Below are 17,258 nucleotides of genomic sequence, written 5' to 3'. Positions count from 1 at the left end.
TCAATGTTCCTTCTCGTTCGTGGCACAGGCGGAGTTGTCCCCGTGATCTGTGGCCAGGGGGGCGGGGTGGCGGGCATGGCGTTCGATGATGGGCAGCTGTCTGGCCAGCGCCTGGTCGACCAGGGCGGGCAGCAGGGCATTGAGCCGCACGAACAGCTTCTCCGGCCAGCCGAGCCAGCGGCGGCGCGTCTCGTTGCACAGGGCGATGACGGCCTCCTCGGCCACGTCCTGGGGGCTGTCGGTCCGGGTGCCGAGCTCGGCGTTCATGGCGTAGGCCGCCTCGGAGTTGAGGTGGGTGCGGGTGGCGCGGGGGGCAAAGTGCAGCACCTTGATGCCGGTGCCCTCCAGCTCCCGCCCCAGGGCCTCGCTAAAGCCGCGCAGGGCGAACTTGCTGGCGCAATAGACGCTGTAACCGGGATAGCCGATGGCCCCGAGGCTGGAGCCTATGTTCATGATGACGGCGGGCTTGCGCAGCCGGGGCAGCAGGGCGCGGGTGAGCTGGATGGGGGCCTCGATGTTGAGCAGCAGCTGGCGCGTCACCTGCTCGCCGCTCTGATCTTCCAGCCAGGCGAACTGGTTGCAGCCTGCGCTGTTGATCAGCACATCCAGCCCCTCCTCCAGCGCCGGGTGCTGCAACAGCCTGGCCCGCTCCTGGGGCGAGCCCAGATCGGCGGTCACCGTCTGATGGCGCTCCGAATGGGGCAGCTCCTTGCGCAGGCGCTCCAGAGCGCTGGCCCGGCGTCCGTGCAGCAGCAGGTGCGCCCCCTGGGCCGCCAGCTCCATGGCCAGGGCTTCCCCTATGCCGCCGCTGGCGCCGGTGAGCAGTATGCGTTTCCCTTCAAGCTTCATTGGCAGGATCCCGTGAGCTGATGGAGCATGTCGCCATAGAGGCGGTAGACCACCCTGGCCGAGTGAATGATGGCCGCCTGATCGGCGGCGTCTTCCACCCGGTTCATCAGGGACTCGAAGAACTTGAGGTGCTCCTGATCCAGGGCGCCGTGGGAGCTCAGGTAGCTCATCGCCTGGGGCGGCAGCCCCAGACCGTGCTTGAGCTGGTCCGCCACCGTCAGGGCGATGGCGACGCTGGTGCCTTCCAGCACCTGTACCATGCCGAAGAAACCCATGGGGTTGCCGCGCTGGATCTGGTCGTAGAGGAAGGCCACCATCAGCTCGATGGGCAGGCCGGGCCGACCGTGGCGCACCGCCTCGGCGTCACCGCCGCAGGCGCGGATGTCGTTCAGGATCCACTCCTGGTGGCCGTACTCCTCGTCGATGTACTCCCGGATGGCGCCGCGCACCCATTCGTACTCCTGTCCCAGCTTGCCGCCGGTGGCCATCAGGAGCGGCACAGTGTGGCGCACGTGGTAGTAAGCCTCTGCCAGGAAGGCGAGGTAGGTCTCCCGGCTGATGTCGCCGCGGCGGCAGGCCTCGATGATGGGGGCATTGAACAGGTGCTCGCGCTCGGAGGCGGTGGCTTGTTGCAGGGTCTGGTAGAAGCTCATGAGGTCTCTCCTGTGAGGCCTTGGGTCAGGCATTGGTCGATCTGCCGGGAAAAGTGGTGATAAATCTCGTTGCGGCGGGGGCGGCCGTTGGCGGTCAGCAGGCCGGGGTGCTGATCCAGCGCCACCGGCAGCCAGTGATGGATGCGGGCGTAGTCGGGCAGTTGCTGGTTGAGCCGGGCAATCTGCTCGGCCAGCTGGAACTGGGTGCCCGGCAGCGGCTGGATCAGGGCCACGTTGGCGGGCTGGCCGTCACCGAAGATCACGATGCGGGCGATGGCCGGGCAGAGCTGGGCCTGGGCCTCCACCCATTCGGGGGAAAAATTGCGGCCAAAGGCGGTGATCTGCACGTTTTTCTTGCGCCCCGTGATATGGAGATAGCCCTCCTCGTCGAGCCGACCCAGATCCCCTGTGGCGATCTGGCTGCCCGTCTCGCCCTCTTCCCCCAGATAGCCCAGCATGGCGCTGCCGCTCACCATGACTTCGCCGTCTGCGGCGATCGTCACCTGGCAGTGGGGCAGGGGGCGGCCGACGCTGCCCGGACGGTCGGTGTCCGGGCCGTTGAGCGCCACGACAGAGCCGCATTCCGACAGGCCATAGCCCTCATAGACAGGGAGCCCCAGGGCGCGGGCATGGGCGATGAGCTCGGGGGCCACCTTGCCGCCACCGACGGCGACGAAGCGCAACCCCTTGAGCCGCTCGGCCAGTGCCGGGGTATTGGCGCACAGCGCCAGCAGCAGGCGCAGCAGCTCGGGCACCAGCACCAGGCTGTGGCTGGGCCAGCGTGCCAGAGCCTGGCCCAGCATGGCCGGGTTGAGGGTGCTGGAGCCGGTGAAGCCCAGCTCGCCGAGGGAAGGGATGCGGCTGCAGGCGCCGGTGAGCAGCGGCACGTACAGACCGGTCAGATTCTCCAGCAGGGTGGCCAGGGGCAGCAGGCTCAGGTGCTGCTCGACCCGGGCAGGGGCGACCCGCAGGGCCAGGGACTCGCAGACCGCCGTCATCTGGGCAAGGGAGAGGCAGACCCCCTTGGGCTGGCCCGTGGTGCCCGAGGTATAGGTGATCTTGGCGGTGCCCGCCGGCAGCTCGGGCAGGCTGGCCGGGATGCGGCGCCACAGGGGCAGCGCCTGTTCATCCGGCCTGCCCGTCATCAGGATGAGGGGGGCGGCGGCCTGCCAGCCCTCATGCTCGGGGCCCACCAGGGCATCGGCCCCGCTGCTCTCCAGCAACCAGGCCTGCTGGGCCGGGCTGAAGAAGTGGGGCACCGGGATGACCACTATACCGGCCCGGGTGCAGGCCAGATCGATCAGCGCCCAGGGCAGGCCGTTGTCGAGCTGGAGGGCCAGGCGGCGAATGCCAGCTTGTCGCAGGCGGTCGGCCAGGTGCTGGATCTGCTGCCACAGGGTCTGGTAATCCAGCTCCCCCTGGCTGCCTTGCAGCGCCGGTTGGCGCGGCGTCAGGCCGGCGTGGCGGGCGATGGCGTCGAACAGGCTCATTGGGCGCACCTCTTGTCATGGCCAGCCTGGTTAAAAAGCATGGGCATGGGCCCCAGCAGGTTGAGCAGCAGACTGCTCTGGGCGAGCACCTCGCGCCCCTGGTTGATGTCCCCGGCCATCACCTTGGGCTGGCAGCGGTAGTACTCCCCCCAGGCGCTGGCGTCCTCACCCACCTGATGGGCCTGGGCAGGGGCCAGCTCCACCGGGTTGAGGCGCAGCCGGGCAAAGCTGTTGCGCAGCTTGGCGGTGCCGGTGAACACCACGTAGTCGAGGGCGTTGTCGCACAGGAGCCGGCACAGGGCGGCAAACATCAGGCGGGCATTGCCCGGCTCGCTGCAGGCCAGGTTGCCCACTTCGATGATGCGGCTGCGGGCCGGACATACCCCGAGGCGGGTTTCGATGGCGGCCTCGATGGGTTGCTCCAGATACTGCTCCAGATAGAGGGGCTGCTCGCCCTCGCCGTTGCAGGCCTGGTTGAGACCACAGGCGCCGACCAGCACCCCATCGGCCCGGTAGAGCCCGAGCAGGCAGGGCAGAAAATGGGGGATGCGGGCGTTGAATTCGAGGGTGTAGGCGGCCTGGATATAAGCTTGCAGCGCCATGACCTGCTGCGGGGAGTCGGCCAGGATCAACCTGTAGGGGGCTTGGATCTCTATGGTCATGGTTGGCTCCTTCTCTTGGGATGGCTTGAGAGTAAAAGGGCAAACTTAAGAAACCCTTAAGGAGTAAAAAAAGTTGTCAGGGAGGCGGCGGGCAGGCAATCTGCGCGGCTGTCACTCAGGAGGATCCGTCATGTCATCAAGCGCCAGCTGCCCCCTCTGCTCGGCTCGCCACAGCTACCCCCTGCCGGTGGCGGGCAAGCGCTATCACCGTTGTCTGGACTGCGAGCTGGTCTGGCTGGATGAGGCGGATCACCTTGACGAGGGCGCCGAGAAGGCGGTCTATGACGGGCACGACAACCAAGTGGACGATCCCCGTTATCGCGGTTTTCTGATGCGGGCCTTCGGCGAGGTGCTCTCCCGGGTACCGGCGCCGGCCAGCGGCCTCGATTTCGGCTGCGGTCCCGGGCCTGCCCTCATCGCCATGGGGCGGGAATCGGGTTACGAGATGGCGGGTTACGACAAGTTCTATGCCGACCAGCCCGAGCTGCTCACCCGTCGCTACGATTTCATCACCAGCACCGAGGTGATAGAGCACCTGGCCGCCCCCCGCGCCGTGCTGGACGGGCTCTGGGCCTGCCTCAACCCCGGCGGCGTCCTGGTGTTGCAGACCCAGCGGGTGCTGGGGGACGAGCGTTTCAAGAGCTGGCGCTACCGTCACGATCCGACCCACATCGTCTTCTTCGCCGAGGCCTCGTTCCGTGCCCTGGCAGCCCGCTGGCAGGCGCGGCTCGAGTTTCCCCACGCCGATGTGGCCGTGCTCGTCAAACCCTGAGACGGGCGTTTTCATTTGGCCATGAGTTGGGCATGCTGGTGGCCTGAAACCCAGGAACGGATGCCCCTATTTCCATGTCGATCCCCCATTTGTCATTGCAAGACGCCCGCCACCTGCAACTCGCCGCCCAGGGGCTGCTGACCCCGCGCCGCGCCAAGGCTTCTCCCTCCGATCTGCTGGCCTGCATCAGGCGCATGGCGCTGCTGCAGATAGACACCATCTCTGTGGTGGCTCGCAGCCCCTATCTGGTGCTGTTCAGCCGGCTCGGCCATTACGATCCGCGCTGGCTGGAGCAGTTGCTGGCCGATGGCGAGATCTATGAGTACTGGGCTCACGAGGCCTGCTTCGTCCCCCGGGAAGATTACCGGCTGCTGCGCCATCGCATGCTGGATCCCGCCGCCATGGGCTGGAAGTTCTCCGCCCAGTGGCTCAAGACCCACGGCGGCGAGATAGAGCAGATAGTCGAGCGCATTCGTCGGGATGGCCCGGTGCGGGCCAGCGATTTCGAACGCAAGGAGGGCAAGGGCAACGGCTGGTGGGACTGGAAGCCCGAGAAGCGCCACCTGGAGGTACTGTTCACCGCAGGGCGCCTGATGGTGCGCGAGCGGCGCAACTTCCAGCGGGTCTACGATCTCGCCGAGCGTGTCATGCCGGAGTGGAACGACGAGCGGGATCTGCCGAGTGTCGAGCAGGCCCAGCGGGACATGGTGCGGGCCAGTTGCCGGGCGCTGGGGCTGGTCAAGACCGGCTGGGTGGCGGATTACTATCGCCTTAAACGGGGGAAATACGATGCCCTGCTCCACCAGCTGGCGGATGAGGGGGAGCTGTTGCCGGTGCGGGTGGAGGGGTGGCAGCACGGCGCCTTCGTGCACGCATCGCTCTTTGATGAGCTGGCCCTGGCCCAGGCTGGCAGCCTCAAGGCGACCCACACCGCCGTGCTCTCCCCCTTCGATCCCCTGGTGTGGGATCGCAAGCGGGCCAGCGAGCTCTTTGGCTTTGACTACCGCATCGAGTGCTACACCCCGGCCCCCAAGCGCCAGTACGGCTACTTCGTGCTGCCGTTGCTGCATCGCGGCAAGCTGGTGGGCCGGATGGACGCCAAGGCCCATCGCAAGGAGGGGGTGTTCGAGGTCAAGAGCCTCTATCTGGAGCAGGGGGTCAGGGTGACGCGCACCCTGGCGCAGGATCTGGGGAAGGCGCTGCAAAAACTGGCCGACTGGCACCAGACCCCGACCCTGAAACTTGGCGCCATCCCCGCGCCCCTGCTGGCACAATGGCAGGAGGCTACTCGCTGAGGAAGGGCGCCTACCCTCGCATCAAGCCGGGCAGCACCAGCGCAACGGCGGCGGCTATACGTTCGCAAATGTCGCTGCCCGGCGCCAGCAAGCCGAGCGCCATCTGGCGCAGCGGCTCCGCCATGGTCATCGCCAGCAGCAGGTCGCTGGTCTGGGCGGCGTCCAGCTCGCGCAGCCAGCCCAGTTGCTGCTGGCGTTGCAACCACGCCGTCAGCGTCGCCCTACCGCGGGCAATGCCGTTCTCCTGATAGGTCGCCAGCAGGGCATCGCGCCCCACAAATTCATGTTGCAACAGCCGGAACATGCCGACCGCCGGTGCGCTCAGTACCTGGCTCGCAATGGCCTGCAATCCCCGCTCCAGCATCTCCCCCAGGGCGTCGGGGCTATCGGCATCCTGTTCGAAGGCCGGCTGAAAGGCATCGGTCCAGCTGCGCACCGCCTGCGCCACCAGCTCGTCGCGATTGGCGGCGAAGCGGTACAGGGTCTTCTTGGCAACCCCTGCCTCTTTGGCCACAGCATCCACGGTCGCTGCGCCGTACCCCCCCTTGAGCAACAAGGTCAGCGTCGCCTCGGCGAGGGCAGCGCGCAGGTCGGATTCCGGGGTGGCCGGCCGGCCCCGTGAGCGTGTCTCTTCATCGGTTTGGTGCGACATGATGGGCTCCTGTAAAGCATTGACAGACCCAGCATACAGGCATAGCGTAATTTAGGAAACGAACTTCGTTTCCTAAATTTATCGGAGTCACATCATGCATCCTTCTGCCTTGCTTGCCCCTTGGGGCGTCAATGACATCAACGAGTTGCTCAGTCCTCAACCCCTTCGCCTTGAAATGGGCCTGACCCGCAGCACCGACGGTCTGCTGACGGTCGCCATCCGCACCGATCTGCACGGGTGCAAGGGGCGCATGCTGGACTGGTGGTTTACGTTTTTCGAGACGACCCAGCACATCAAGTGGTGGCACCCCCACGATCACGTCGAACACCGGGGCTGGGATCATCACTGGAAAAAGGGAGAGCGTTACGTGGGGGCCAGCATAGATGCGGTGGAGTGGCTTGCCGAGCTGCCGCCGGTGGCGGCTCGCCTGAAGTTTCACGGCGCCGAAGAGGTGTTCGCCCCGCAATCGCTGCACGAGGCGAGGGAGACGCAGGTATTGTCTGCCGCCATCTGCGCCCGCATCGGCTTTGGCGATGAGGTGGCGCTGGATCAGCAGGGGGCGCCGCTGGATGGTGAGATGTTGCATCTGGCGCGTGATACCCCCTATGGCTGCGTGCTGCGCAGCCGCTTCCTGCTGGGCAAGGCCTGCGCCAATCCGTTTGATGAGGTACCGGACGAGGTCGGCTTCAACCTGATGCGCCACTGCTACAGCGAGTTCAGCTATCTGGCGCAGTTTCTGTCGTCGCTCTATTACGCGGAAAACGGCCGCGAACCGGCGCCGCGACTCTGGTGAAGCGGCGCTCAGAGTGCGCCTTCGGCCGAAGACAGCCTTGTCCCATGAGAGGGCCGGAGTGGTCGTCGACGTGACGCCTGACCGTTGGGGGAGTGATAAAAAACCGGGCACTGGGCCCGGTTTTATCATCTGTTGCTGGCAACTTAAGGATTACTGGAGTACCAGCACCATCAGCAGGCCGACCGTGATGGCGGACACCAGGAAGGCGAAGCCATAGAACACATAGTGGTGCAGCTTGGTGGTGTGGATCCCGAGATCATGCAGGCCGTGGTAGATGCGGTGCATGCCGTGCCAGATGGGCAGGGCTATGATGACCAGCAGGATGCAGGCACCCCACCAGGAGCTGGCGAAGGCGAGCACGCGCTCGTAGCTCATGGTCTCCACGTCCATGATGCCCATGGGCACCAGCAGACCGGTAATGAGGACAATCACCGGCAGCAGCATGGCAACCACCATGCCACCGGCACCAAAGAGTCCCCAGTAAATGGGTTCGTCAGAACGTCTCATCATTAATCTCCTCAAGCCACGATGATCAGGATCAGCAGGGATACCGCCGCCAGTGCCACATACTGGGCGATGACGATTGGCTTCTCCGGCACCAGGTCTTCGCCACGGAAGATGCGCATGGCTTTCGGGGCCAGTGCGAACCAGGTCTTGGCGTGGAACAGGCAGGCGGCCAGGGCGATGACGTGGAACAGGATGGCGATGGGGCTCTGCAGGGACTCCAGCCAGCCGTTGAACGCCTCCTGACCCTGCACCAGACGCATCAGACCCCACATCAGCACCACGGCGTAGATGGAGACGAAGATGCTGGTGCCTTCGCGGATCATGTAGCCGGTGTAGAAGGCATTCTTCAGCCACCAGTCTTTCTTCATCTCGCGCACGTAGGGCTTACGTTTGCTCTCTGTGTTGTTCATGGTCTCACTCCTCAATCCGGCTTGAACATGGCGATCATGTAGTCCTTGGCGCTCTCGACCTTGCCAAGCTGGATGGCGGCGGCCGGGTCCACGCCCTTCGGACAGACATCAGAGCAGTAACCCACGAAGGTACAGCCCCAGACGCCCTCGTCCTGGCTGATGATCTTCATCCGCTCCTTGGACGCGCTGTCGCGGTTGTCGGCGTTGTAGCGATAGGCCAGCGCCAGGGCCGCCGGGCCGGTGAACTTCTTGTTGATGCCATACTGCGGGCAGGCGGCGTAGCACAGACCGCAGTTGATGCACATGGAGAACTGGTGATACTTCGCCATGTCGGCCGGGGTCTGGGTGTACTCGCCGTCGCACAGGCTGCGCGGCTCGCTCGGGATGATGTAGGGCTTGATGCTCTCCAGCTTCTCGATGAAATCGGACATGTCGACCACCAGGTCGCGCTCGATCGGGAAGTTGTTGAGGGGCTCTATGGTCATCTTGCCCGGCAGGTAGTCCCGCAGGAAGGTCTTGCAACCCAGCTTCGGAATGCCGTTGACCATCATGCCGCAGGAGCCGCAGATCGCCATCCGGCAGGACCAGCGGAAGCTCAGGGTGGAGTCCAGCTGATCCTTGATGTATTGCAGGGCATCCAGCAGGGACATCTCTTTCAGGTAAGGCACCTGGAAGGTCTGCATCCAGGGCTCGTTATCCTGCTCGGGACGGTAGCGCAGGATTTCAATTTCGATCATCTCAGCCATTCTTCTTAGCCTCGTCTTGTTTCTCACCCTCGGAACCGTACACACGCTTGGCCGGTTGGGATTTAGTGATCTTCACATCGGAGTAATCGATGGTCGGGGCGCCTTCCTGGTTGTAGAAGGAGAGGGTGTGCTTGAGGTAGTTCACGTCATCCCGCTCCTCGTAACCGTCCAGACGCTGGTGGGAGCCACGAGACTCTTTGCGGTTGAGGGCGGAGTGGGCCATGGCTTCGGCCACGTCCAGCATGTAGCCCAGTTCGATGGCGTACAGCAGGTCGGTGTTGAAGACAGAGGACTTGTCGTTGATCTTGACCTTCTTGTAACGGGCCTTCAGCTCGTTGATCTTGTCGATGGTGCCCTGCATCAGCTCTTCGGTACGGTAGATACCGACGCCGGCTTCCATGGACATGCCCAGCTCGTTGCGGATATCGGCCGGGTTTTCGGTGCCGTCGATGTCGAGCAGGGAGAGGTGCTGCTTGATCAGCGCCTCGGCCTTGGCGGCCAGCGCCTGGGTGTTGCCGTGCTGCTGGGTCGCCGCGAATTCGGCTGCCTGCTCACCGGCCACCTTGCCGAACACCACGATCTCGGACAGGGAGTTGGAGCCCAGACGGTTGGCGCCGTGCAGACCGACGGAGGCGCACTCGCCAGCGGCGTAGAGGCCCGGCATGCGGGTGGCGCACTTGCCGTCAGTCTCGATGCCGCCCATGGTGTAGTGGGCAGTCGGACGGACCGGGATCGGCTCCTTGACCGGATCCACACCCACGTAGGCCTTGGCCAGTTCGCAGATGAAGGGCAGACGCTCCTTCAGGTACTTCTCGCCGAGGTGGCGCAGGTCGAGGTGAACCACGTCGCCCATGGGGCCCTGGATCACGCGGCCTTTCTGCTGCTCCTGCCAGAAGGCCTGGGAGAGACGATCGCGCGGACCCAGCTCCATGTGCTTGTTCTTCGGCTGGCCGACCGGGGTTTCCGGGCCCAGACCATAGTCTTGCAGGTAGCGGTAGCCATCCTTGTTGAGCAGGATGCCCCCCTCGCCACGACAGCCTTCGGTCATCAGTATGCCGGTGCCCGGCAGGCCGGTCGGGTGATACTGGACGAATTCCATGTCACGCAGCGGTACGCCGTGACGGTAGGCCAGCGCCATGCCGTCGCCGGTGACGATGCCGCCGTTGGTGTTGTAGCGGTAGACGCGGCCGGCACCGCCGGTGGCCAGCACCACGGACTTGGCCTGGATAAAGCGGGTGATACCGTTCTGGATGTCAAAGGTCAGTACCCCCTGGACGCGGCCATCGTCCACGATGAGATCCAGACAGAAGTGCTCATCGTAGCGCTTGATGGTCGGATACTTGATGGAGGTCTGGAACAGGGTGTGCAGAATGTGGAAACCGGACTTGTCTGCGGCGAACCAGGTGCGCGGGATCTTCATCCCGCCGAAACGGCGGACGTTGGCCTTGCCATCCGGCTTGCGGCTCCAGGGGCAACCCCAGTGCTCCAGCTGGATCATTTCGTTGGTGGCGTTGTTGACGAAGTATTCGACTACGTCCTGCTCACACAACCAGTCACCACCGGAGACGGTGTCATTGAAGTGGTTTTCGAGGGAGTCGTCATCACGCACGACGCCTGCGGCGCCACCTTCGGCGGCCACTGTATGGCTGCGCATCGGATAGACCTTGGAAATCAGGGCGATTTCCAGCTCCGGGTGGGCTTCTGCAATGGCGATTGCGGCACGCAGGCCACCACCACCGGCACCGATGATGGCAACATCGGTCTTGATAATATCCACATCTGCCTCCTTAGGGATAGATTTGCTGGGCACGATTTTGCTCTATGAAAAAAATTCAGGCTTGATGCAAGTCAAACTGCTTTGTTTTAGTGCTTGGCAACGGTGATTTTTATTACAACCACCCCATTCCTTGGATGAAAATGCCGTCATTATCGCCATCCATCAGTGATCTGGATCAGCCGTACTCGCTACTCTGGTGATTTTAACCCCAAGATTGTACGTAGTTTTCTTTCAAAAAAATGAGAAATGCCTCTCTTTTTAGGTATTACCCATAAAGTTTTTAAGTTTTTTATCAGAAATGTTTAATGATAACTATTATCACCTTGGGGGTGCTGAAAAAACATCGAAAAAAGTAATGCGAATATAGTCAGGGCAGGCACCAGTCGCGTCAGAATGATACTCGAATGGAGAGGAAGATCACAGAGTGTCCGGTGTCGAAAGGGAATTATAACCATTGAAACGAAAAGGGTTTATATAAAAAAAGGGGCCTGGACGGCCCCTCTTCATTGGCTCGATCAGATGCGGAACATGCCGACCTGATTGTTGAGCTCACCTGAAATATTTTTAAGTTGAGCCGAGAGATTGCGGGAGCTGTCCGCATCCACCGCCAGCTCGTCCGAGACGTCCTTGACCGCCTGGATGTTGCGGCTGACCTCGTCGGTCACCGCCCGCTGCTCCTCGGCGGCACTGGAGATCTGGGTCGCCATGTCGGAGATCTGGTTGATGGAGGTGGTGATCTGCTCCAGGGCCTGGGTGGCATCGTTCGCATCTTCCACGCTGTTCTGTGCCAGCAGCTGGCCCTCGTGCATGGTGCTGACGGCCCCCTGGGTGTTGCGCTGCAGCGTCTCTATCATGCTGCGGATCTCGACGGTGGAGCTGTGGGTGCGTTGTGACAGCACCCGTACCTCGTCGGCGACCACCGCAAAGCCGCGACCCTGCTCACCGGCCCGGGCGGCCTCGATGGCGGCGTTCAGTGCCAGCAGGTTGGTCTGCTCGGCGATGCCCTGGATGGTGGAGAGGATGGTGTTGATCTCCTGGGCGTTCTTCTCCAGCTCCTGGATGATGCCGGAGGCCTGCTTGACCTGGGTGGCGAGATCCGTGATGGAGCGCTGGTTGCGGGCGATCACCTGCTTGCCGTGCTCGCAACTGCTGGAGGAGCTGCGGGCTGCCTCCGCGGTCTGCTCGGCATTGCTGGCAACCTCGACGGCGGTGGCGGACATCTCGTGCACTGCCGTGGCTATCTGGGAGATCTCGTTCTGCTGGCGCGCCAGACCCTGGTTGGATTTCTCCGCCATGTCGTGGGAGGACCTGGCCTGCTGGTTGAGCTGCCCGGAGGAGTTGGAGATGTCCTGCACCATGACGTGGATGCGCTCGATGAAGGTGTTGACGTGCTTGGCGACGGTGCCGACCTCGTCTTCCCGCTCGATCTTGATGCGGCGGGTCAGATCGCCGTTGCCGCGGGAGAGATCCGCGATCGCCTCGCCGAGGGTCTTCAGCGGGGCCAGGGAGCTGTTGATGGCCACGTAGGAGAAGCCCGCGACGATGAGGATGGTCAGCAGGCCCTGCAGCAGGGCAGAGGTGACCATGCGGGAGACGGACTGGTAGGCGACCGCCTCGTCCACCACTATGCCGAAATACCAGTTGGTATTGGGGATCTCGGTAAGGTCGAACACGCTGGCCTTGCCGCTGATATCCATCTCGGAGATGGTGTTGTCATGGGCCAGCTCGTTGACCTTGGCCGCCGTCAGCTCGGGGGAGAGGGCGGTGGCGGGCTTGAGGGTCAGCGCCTTGTCCGGGTGGGCTATGATGGTGCCGTTGCTGTCCACCAGGATGGCGTAGGTGCCTTCCGAGTTGATGGCCAGCACGTCGCGCACCAGGCCGTCGATGGAGACGTCACCGGCGATGACGCCGTCGGTGTTGCCACGGCTGAAGGGCTCGGCGATGGTGATGATGAGGTTGCCAGACGAGGCATCGGCATAGGGGGCCGTGATGGCGAGCTTGCCGGCGGCCATGGCGTCCTTGTACCAGGGACGCTGGCGCGGATCATAGCCGGCAGGCAGGTTGGTCTGCTTGCTCTGGATCATCCGGCCATCCTTGGTGCCCACATAGACCAGGTCGAAGTTGCCTGCGTTCATGGACTGGGCCAGGTGGCTGAGGGGCTCATCCTCCTTGGTGAAGGCTTCCTTGGTGGCGGTGACGAGATTGATGCGCGCATCGAGCCAGCGGGAGATCCCCTTGACGTTGGAGATGGAGCTGTCGTCGATGAAGCTCCAGATCAGCCGCTGGGTTTCGCTGCGCAGCTGGGTGGTGTTGTACCAGACCTGCAGGCTGGAGATGACCAGGATAATGGCCCCGATGGCGAGGACCAGCTTGTTCTTGATGGATAGATTCATGTTTACATCCTTGTGAGCGTCGGTCTGAGATCTGTGTGGTGTTTATTATTGTTATGAGCCAACTCTGTATCGGCTGAAAGTGGACTTTATGTATCCCGGTGCACAGGAAATTTTCGATCTTTTTTCACCTCCTGATGGGCCGCCAGGGCGCGCCGATACTCAGCTGAATCGATCTGGTCGGTTGGTAAAGATGCCATCGACACCCATGGCCGCCAAGGCAGCCCCATCACTCAGTTCGTCGACCGTGTAAACCAGGATCTTGAGCCCACGGCGATGGGCATCCACCACCAGCCCGGCGTCGACAAAATCCACATCGCAATTCAGGGACCAGGCCCCCAGCTCTTCGGCGAAACGGGCACCGTGCAGCGGCAGGCTGGCGGTCAGGGCGCCAAGCCGGATCTCTGGCCGCAGTGCCTTGAAGCGCGCCAGTTCGGGATGGTGAAAGGAGGAGACGACCCAGTGGGCCGGGGTGAAGCCAAGCTCCGCCTCGGCGCGGAGGGTCAGGGCCGCCACCGGCTCGGCGGTGTGCGCCCCCTTGAGCTCGATGTGCAGCTCGCAGCGTCCCGCCACCAGGCCCATCACCTGCCACAGGGTCGGGATCCGCTCCCCGTCCCCCGCATCCAGGCTCGCCAGATAGTCCCGGGACTGCTCGGCCAGCACCCCGTGGCCGTCGGTGCAACGCTCCAGCCGCCGGTCGTGGAAGACCCAGAGCTCGCCGTCTGCCCACTGCACGTCGAGCTCGATGGCGCCGACTCCGAGTGCGATGGCTATCTCCATCGCCTTGAGGGTGTTCTCCGGCGCCAGTTTGCTGGCACCGCGATGGGCAATGATCTGCATGATTGGCTCCTGCGTTGTCTGGGCTTAGCCCCGGCTCATCCCCGGCTCATCCGAATGTCGATCTGCTGGTGGGGCAGAGGCATGCCGAGCTGGTTGAGTTTATCCAGGATCAGCGAATGGACTTCATGAGTGATCGGCATCCGGTGATCCATGTTGTTGACGTAGAGGCGGATCTCGTAGATGAGGGCCGAGTCGGTGAACTCGATCAGGAACACCTCTGGGGTGGGGGTATCCAGCACCAGGGTGGACTCCTGCACGCACTGCTCCAGCAGCTGCTGCACCCGCTTGGGCTCCTGGGTCAGGCCGATGCGGATGCGCAGCTTGACCCGGGTGATGGCATCGGACAGGGACCAGTTGATGAACTGCTCGGTGATGAAGGCCTTGTTGGGGACGATGATCTCCTTCCTGTCCCAGTCCACGATAGTGGTGGCGCGGGTCTTGATCTTGGTGACAGTGCCGGTCAGATCGCGAATGGTGACGGTGTCGCCGAGCCGGATCGGCTTCTCGAACAGTATGATGAGGCCGGAGACGAAGTTCGCGAAGATCTCCTGCAGACCGAAGCCCAGGCCCACCGAGAGCGCCGCCACCAGCCACTGGGTCTTGGACCAGTCGATGCCGAGCATGGAGAAGCCGGTGAGGGCGCCGATGAGGATCACCAGATACTTGCTGACCGTGGTCAGGGCGAAGCCGGTGCCGGGGGAGAGGCTCAGGTGCTGGAGCAGGGTGAGTTCCATCAGCCCCGGCAGGTTGCGGGCGGTGACCACCGTCAGGATGAAGGCGAAGGCGGTTAGCATCAGATCCTGCAAGGTGATGGCGGAGAGCTGCTCTATGCCGGCCACCTTGCTGCTCACCTGCCACACCTCGATGCTGCTGAGGAAGCTGAAGGCCGAGTTGAGATCCGACCATTGCACCACCACCAGCATGGTGAAGCCCAGCATCAGCAGGGTGCGCACCAGGCCGAGGGACTGGGCGCTGATGGTGTCCAGATCCAGCTCGGGCTCCTCCACCGCGTCCGGGATCTCGGAGCTCAAGTCGTCATCCTCTCGCTCCCGCTGGGCCAGGATCTCGGCCCGCTTGCTCTTGGCGCGATCGAAGGCGAGGCGGCGGCGCTGGATCAGCATCCAGCGATGGGCCAGGTAGTAGATCAGCAGGCAGCCGAGCCCCGCCAGCAGGCTTAGCTCCAGCTGGCGCAGCAGGATGCGGGAGGTATAGAAGTAGCCGAACAGGGAGCCCAGCACCGCCAGCAGGGGGGCCAGCATCAGGCTGTTCCAGATGAAGTGGTGCAGCAGGTGGGGCTTGGTCATGTCCGCCTGGCCCCAGGTGAGCGGCAGCCTCTCCCGGTTGAGGCGGGCGAAGAAGAGCAGCAGCCAGAGGGCACCGATGATGAAGGCGAGGCGACCCAGGGAGTCGTAGACGGCGTGCTCCTGATAGCTGTTGGCCATGCCCTGCACGAAGAAGCTGGGGATCAGCACCAGCAGCAGGGTGCGGAACTGGCCCCAGACCCGCTGTACCGACTCTTTTGGCCAGCGGAAATGGAGGATGAGGATCCCCTTCTCCAGGGTCAGATGGCGGGCGACCAGCAGCGCCAGCAGCAGGAACCAGATCTCGCCAAGGCCCCGGGCCACCGCCACCGCGAAGGGGTATTGCCAGGCGCCGTCCAGCAGGCCGCGCATCATCAGCACCATGGCGGGCAGCGGCAGGGCCGCCAGCAGGGAGCGCACCAGCAGCCGGCTGGTGAGGCTGAACTTGTCCTGGGTCACCTTGCCGATGCGCGGGGCTATGTAGTGGCTGTACTGCACCAGGTGGCGCCCCAGCTTGGCCCAGCACCAGGCCAGCACCAGCAGGCCGAGCCCCGCCAGGGTCAGGGTCATGGGGTTGTTCTCCACTATGGCCCTGGGCAGTTGCAGCCAGTTGACGGGATCGAGCAGCAGGCTCAGGGCGGTGGGCACGCCGAGCAGGACGGCCGGGGTGAGCGGGCGTACGTCCGGCATCCAGAACAGGTGGCTGGCGCTGATCTCGCGGATTTCGTCGATCTTGCTGTTCTGGCGGCTGTAGAGCAGCTTGAGCCGGGTCTGCTCCTGAATGAGGGTATCCGAGGCGTCGTTGAGCCGGGTCAGCAGCTGCCGTCTGGCCTTGAGCAGGTTGTCGAGCACGGCGCGCTGGGCCCTGTCCAGGGTGATCTCATCCCCGCTCAGCAGGTTGTTGCGGATCTGCACGGGATCCTTCAGGGCATCCTGCTCTGTCTCGTACTGGTACTTCGCCATGCGCGCCTTGACGATGTCGGACTCCAGCTTCTCCAGCGGGAAGTAGGCAGGCAGATCCGCCAGCTTGCTGCGCAGGTTTTCGCCGTAGGCGTTGCTTATCTGCAGCCACTCCAGTTGCTCCCGCACCGAGTTGACCAGATCGCTCAGCCCTGACAGGGAGGTGTCGATGCCGCGCTGCTCGTCCTGTACCCGCTCTATCTGATCTTCCAGGGCGCCGAGTTGCAGGGAGAGCGCCTGGTTCTGCTGTTGCTGCTCCTGCAGCAGGGGCAGATCCGAGGTGAGCTGCCGGCGCAGCCGCTCGCTCTCCGCCAGCGCCTGCTCCGTTTTTTCTCGCCGCAGCTGGTTTTGCTGGTTGAGCAGGCTGTTCTGCCACTCGTCCTCGTCCGTGATGGCGAGGTTGAGCTCCTGCAGCTTCAGCTTGCCGAGATCGTTGCGTTGCTGGGCGGAGAGCTGCTCCAGCTCCAGCATCTGGATCCGGTCGGAGAGGCTCTGCTCCTTGAGGCGGGTGGCCAGTTGCTGGGCCTCCTGCAGCCTGTCCGACTCGTTGCTGAAGCTCAAGCGATCGAGCTGGGAGCGGGTCTGCAGCAACTGCTTGCGCAGCTCATCGACCCGCACATGGTACTCCTGGCCCGTGCTCTCCAGCTGGTTGAGGCTGTCGGTCACCGCCTGGCGCTCCTTGCGCAGGTTGATCTGGCGGTTGCTGCTCAGGCTGATGGCCTGGCGCAGCGCCTCCTCCTTGAGGGAGGAGAGGGGCGGGCGGGGCTGGGGCTGATAGTTGTGCAGGCTCTCCTTGAGGCGGGCCGACTCCTTGGGATAGTCGATGAGGATCTGCTGATAGGCCTTGCCCTGCTCCCGGTAGCGCTGGGCATCCCGGGCATACTGCAGCGCCTGCTGATAGCTCTCCCGCAGTTGCTGGTTCTCGGGGCTGTCGGTCTTGGGGACGCTTTGCAGCAACTCTTCCACCTGGGTGACGGCATCATCGGCCTGGGCAGCGGAGAAGGGGAGCAGGCTGAGACAGAGCATCAGGCAGAGCAGGCGTTGCAACATGGCGCACGTTTCCGTTCATGAGAAGTCGCCTTAGCCTAAAGCAGGGGCAGGGGTGGGTAAAGCCTTCCACATTAATGATCTGCAACATAAATAACGGGTGATCCGGGTCTT

At 63.6% G+C, this 17,258-nt stretch carries 15 protein-coding genes; 3 read left to right on the top strand and 12 right to left on the bottom strand.

Translation table 11 applies throughout. The features are described from left to right. Genes AC1IN8_RS05735 through AC1IN8_RS05720 form a run of 4 tightly spaced genes read right to left on the bottom strand, consistent with a single transcriptional unit; the run spans position 1 to position 3,654 of the window. Complete coding sequence (locus AC1IN8_RS05735) at positions 1-849, bottom strand: SDR family oxidoreductase (protein ID WP_479758340.1); 849 nt, start codon at positions 847-849, stop codon at positions 1-3. Then, positions 846-1,502, bottom strand: a complete 657-nt coding sequence (locus AC1IN8_RS05730) for an iron-containing redox enzyme family protein (protein WP_139435758.1) — start codon at positions 1,500-1,502, stop codon at positions 846-848. Before AC1IN8_RS05730 ends, AC1IN8_RS05735 begins: the two co-directional genes overlap by 4 nt. Further along, positions 1,499-2,992, bottom strand: a complete 1,494-nt coding sequence (locus tag AC1IN8_RS05725) for an AMP-dependent synthetase/ligase (RefSeq protein WP_479758339.1) — start codon at positions 2,990-2,992, stop codon at positions 1,499-1,501. The genes AC1IN8_RS05730 and AC1IN8_RS05725 overlap by 4 nt, the downstream gene beginning before the upstream one ends. Next, positions 2,989-3,654 (bottom strand): thermostable hemolysin, encoded by a 666-nt coding sequence (locus AC1IN8_RS05720; RefSeq protein WP_479758338.1) that lies wholly within the window; start codon positions 3,652-3,654, stop codon positions 2,989-2,991. Before AC1IN8_RS05720 ends, AC1IN8_RS05725 begins: the two co-directional genes overlap by 4 nt. 130 nt (positions 3,655-3,784) lie before the next feature. On the opposite strand from AC1IN8_RS05720, the gene AC1IN8_RS05715 reads away from it, so the two are divergent. Continuing rightward, entirely contained in the window at positions 3,785-4,426 is a 642-nt protein-coding gene (locus AC1IN8_RS05715) for a class I SAM-dependent methyltransferase (protein ID WP_479758337.1), read from the top strand. Positions 4,427-4,500: 74 nt separating this feature from the next. Next, entirely contained in the window at positions 4,501-5,721 is a 1,221-nt protein-coding gene (locus tag AC1IN8_RS05710) for a winged helix-turn-helix domain-containing protein (RefSeq protein ID WP_479758336.1), read from the top strand. A 10-nt stretch (positions 5,722-5,731) separates the two neighbouring features. On the opposite strand, the gene AC1IN8_RS05705 is transcribed toward AC1IN8_RS05710, so the two are convergent. Continuing rightward, positions 5,732-6,373, bottom strand: a complete 642-nt coding sequence (locus AC1IN8_RS05705) for a TetR/AcrR family transcriptional regulator (protein WP_479758335.1) — start codon at positions 6,371-6,373, stop codon at positions 5,732-5,734. Positions 6,374-6,467: 94 nt separating this feature from the next. Here AC1IN8_RS05705 and AC1IN8_RS05700 point away from each other — a divergent pair, with 94 nt between their 5' ends. Next, entirely contained in the window at positions 6,468-7,166 is a 699-nt protein-coding gene (locus tag AC1IN8_RS05700) for a DAPG hydrolase family protein (protein WP_479758334.1), read from the top strand. A 150-nt stretch (positions 7,167-7,316) separates the two neighbouring features. Here the strand turns inward: AC1IN8_RS05700 and frdD are convergent, their stop codons facing one another. The 7 genes from frdD to mscM form a co-directional block, all read right to left on the bottom strand. After that, entirely contained in the window at positions 7,317-7,673 is a 357-nt protein-coding gene (gene frdD, locus AC1IN8_RS05695; RefSeq protein WP_025326128.1) for a fumarate reductase subunit FrdD, read from the bottom strand. Positions 7,674-7,684: 11 nt separating this feature from the next. Next, a complete protein-coding gene (locus tag AC1IN8_RS05690; RefSeq protein ID WP_139435736.1) occupies positions 7,685-8,083 on the bottom strand; it encodes a fumarate reductase subunit C in 399 nt (132 codons plus the stop codon). A gap of 11 nt (positions 8,084-8,094) precedes the next feature. Further along, complete coding sequence (locus AC1IN8_RS05685) at positions 8,095-8,829, bottom strand: succinate dehydrogenase/fumarate reductase iron-sulfur subunit (protein ID WP_059168380.1); 735 nt, start codon at positions 8,827-8,829, stop codon at positions 8,095-8,097. Then, the gene (frdA, locus tag AC1IN8_RS05680; protein WP_202046479.1) at positions 8,822-10,606 is read right to left on the bottom strand and encodes a fumarate reductase (quinol) flavoprotein subunit; all 1,785 of its coding nucleotides are present in this window, start codon (positions 10,604-10,606) and stop codon (positions 8,822-8,824) included. Before frdA ends, AC1IN8_RS05685 begins: the two co-directional genes overlap by 8 nt. A 515-nt stretch (positions 10,607-11,121) precedes the next feature. Beyond that, positions 11,122-12,999: a methyl-accepting chemotaxis protein gene (locus AC1IN8_RS05675; protein WP_139435729.1), complete on the bottom strand. Its 1,878-nt coding sequence runs from the start codon at positions 12,997-12,999 to the stop codon at positions 11,122-11,124. Positions 13,000-13,158: 159 nt separating this feature from the next. Continuing rightward, entirely contained in the window at positions 13,159-13,836 is a 678-nt protein-coding gene (locus AC1IN8_RS05670) for a glycerophosphodiester phosphodiesterase (RefSeq protein ID WP_479758332.1), read from the bottom strand. Positions 13,837-13,871: 35 nt separating this feature from the next. After that, a complete protein-coding gene (gene mscM / locus AC1IN8_RS05665) occupies positions 13,872-17,147 on the bottom strand; it encodes a miniconductance mechanosensitive channel MscM (protein ID WP_479758331.1) in 3,276 nt (1,091 codons plus the stop codon). Positions 17,148-17,258: the final 111 nt, after the last annotated feature.

Source organism: Aeromonas sp. 130281, assembly GCF_056642115.1.
This window is presented reverse-complemented; position numbering and strand designations above follow the sequence as displayed.

Coding starts and splice junctions, on each gene's coding strand:
- AC1IN8_RS05720 (WP_479758338.1), bottom strand. CDS start 3,654: ATGACCATAGAGATCCAAGCCCCCTACAGGTTGATCCTGGCCGACTCC.
- AC1IN8_RS05700 (WP_479758334.1), top strand. CDS start 6,468: ATGCATCCTTCTGCCTTGCTTGCCCCTTGGGGCGTCAATGACATCAAC.
- AC1IN8_RS05675 (WP_139435729.1), bottom strand. CDS start 12,999: ATGAATCTATCCATCAAGAACAAGCTGGTCCTCGCCATCGGGGCCATT.
- mscM (WP_479758331.1), bottom strand. CDS start 17,147: ATGTTGCAACGCCTGCTCTGCCTGATGCTCTGTCTCAGCCTGCTCCCC.
- AC1IN8_RS05725 (WP_479758339.1), bottom strand. CDS start 2,992: ATGAGCCTGTTCGACGCCATCGCCCGCCACGCCGGCCTGACGCCGCGC.
- AC1IN8_RS05685 (WP_059168380.1), bottom strand. CDS start 8,829: ATGGCTGAGATGATCGAAATTGAAATCCTGCGCTACCGTCCCGAGCAG.
- AC1IN8_RS05690 (WP_139435736.1), bottom strand. CDS start 8,083: ATGAACAACACAGAGAGCAAACGTAAGCCCTACGTGCGCGAGATGAAG.
- frdD (WP_025326128.1), bottom strand. CDS start 7,673: ATGAGACGTTCTGACGAACCCATTTACTGGGGACTCTTTGGTGCCGGT.
- AC1IN8_RS05735 (WP_479758340.1), bottom strand. CDS start 849: ATGAAGCTTGAAGGGAAACGCATACTGCTCACCGGCGCCAGCGGCGGC.
- AC1IN8_RS05715 (WP_479758337.1), top strand. CDS start 3,785: ATGTCATCAAGCGCCAGCTGCCCCCTCTGCTCGGCTCGCCACAGCTAC.
- AC1IN8_RS05730 (WP_139435758.1), bottom strand. CDS start 1,502: ATGAGCTTCTACCAGACCCTGCAACAAGCCACCGCCTCCGAGCGCGAG.
- AC1IN8_RS05705 (WP_479758335.1), bottom strand. CDS start 6,373: ATGTCGCACCAAACCGATGAAGAGACACGCTCACGGGGCCGGCCGGCC.
- AC1IN8_RS05710 (WP_479758336.1), top strand. CDS start 4,501: ATGTCGATCCCCCATTTGTCATTGCAAGACGCCCGCCACCTGCAACTC.
- AC1IN8_RS05670 (WP_479758332.1), bottom strand. CDS start 13,836: ATGCAGATCATTGCCCATCGCGGTGCCAGCAAACTGGCGCCGGAGAAC.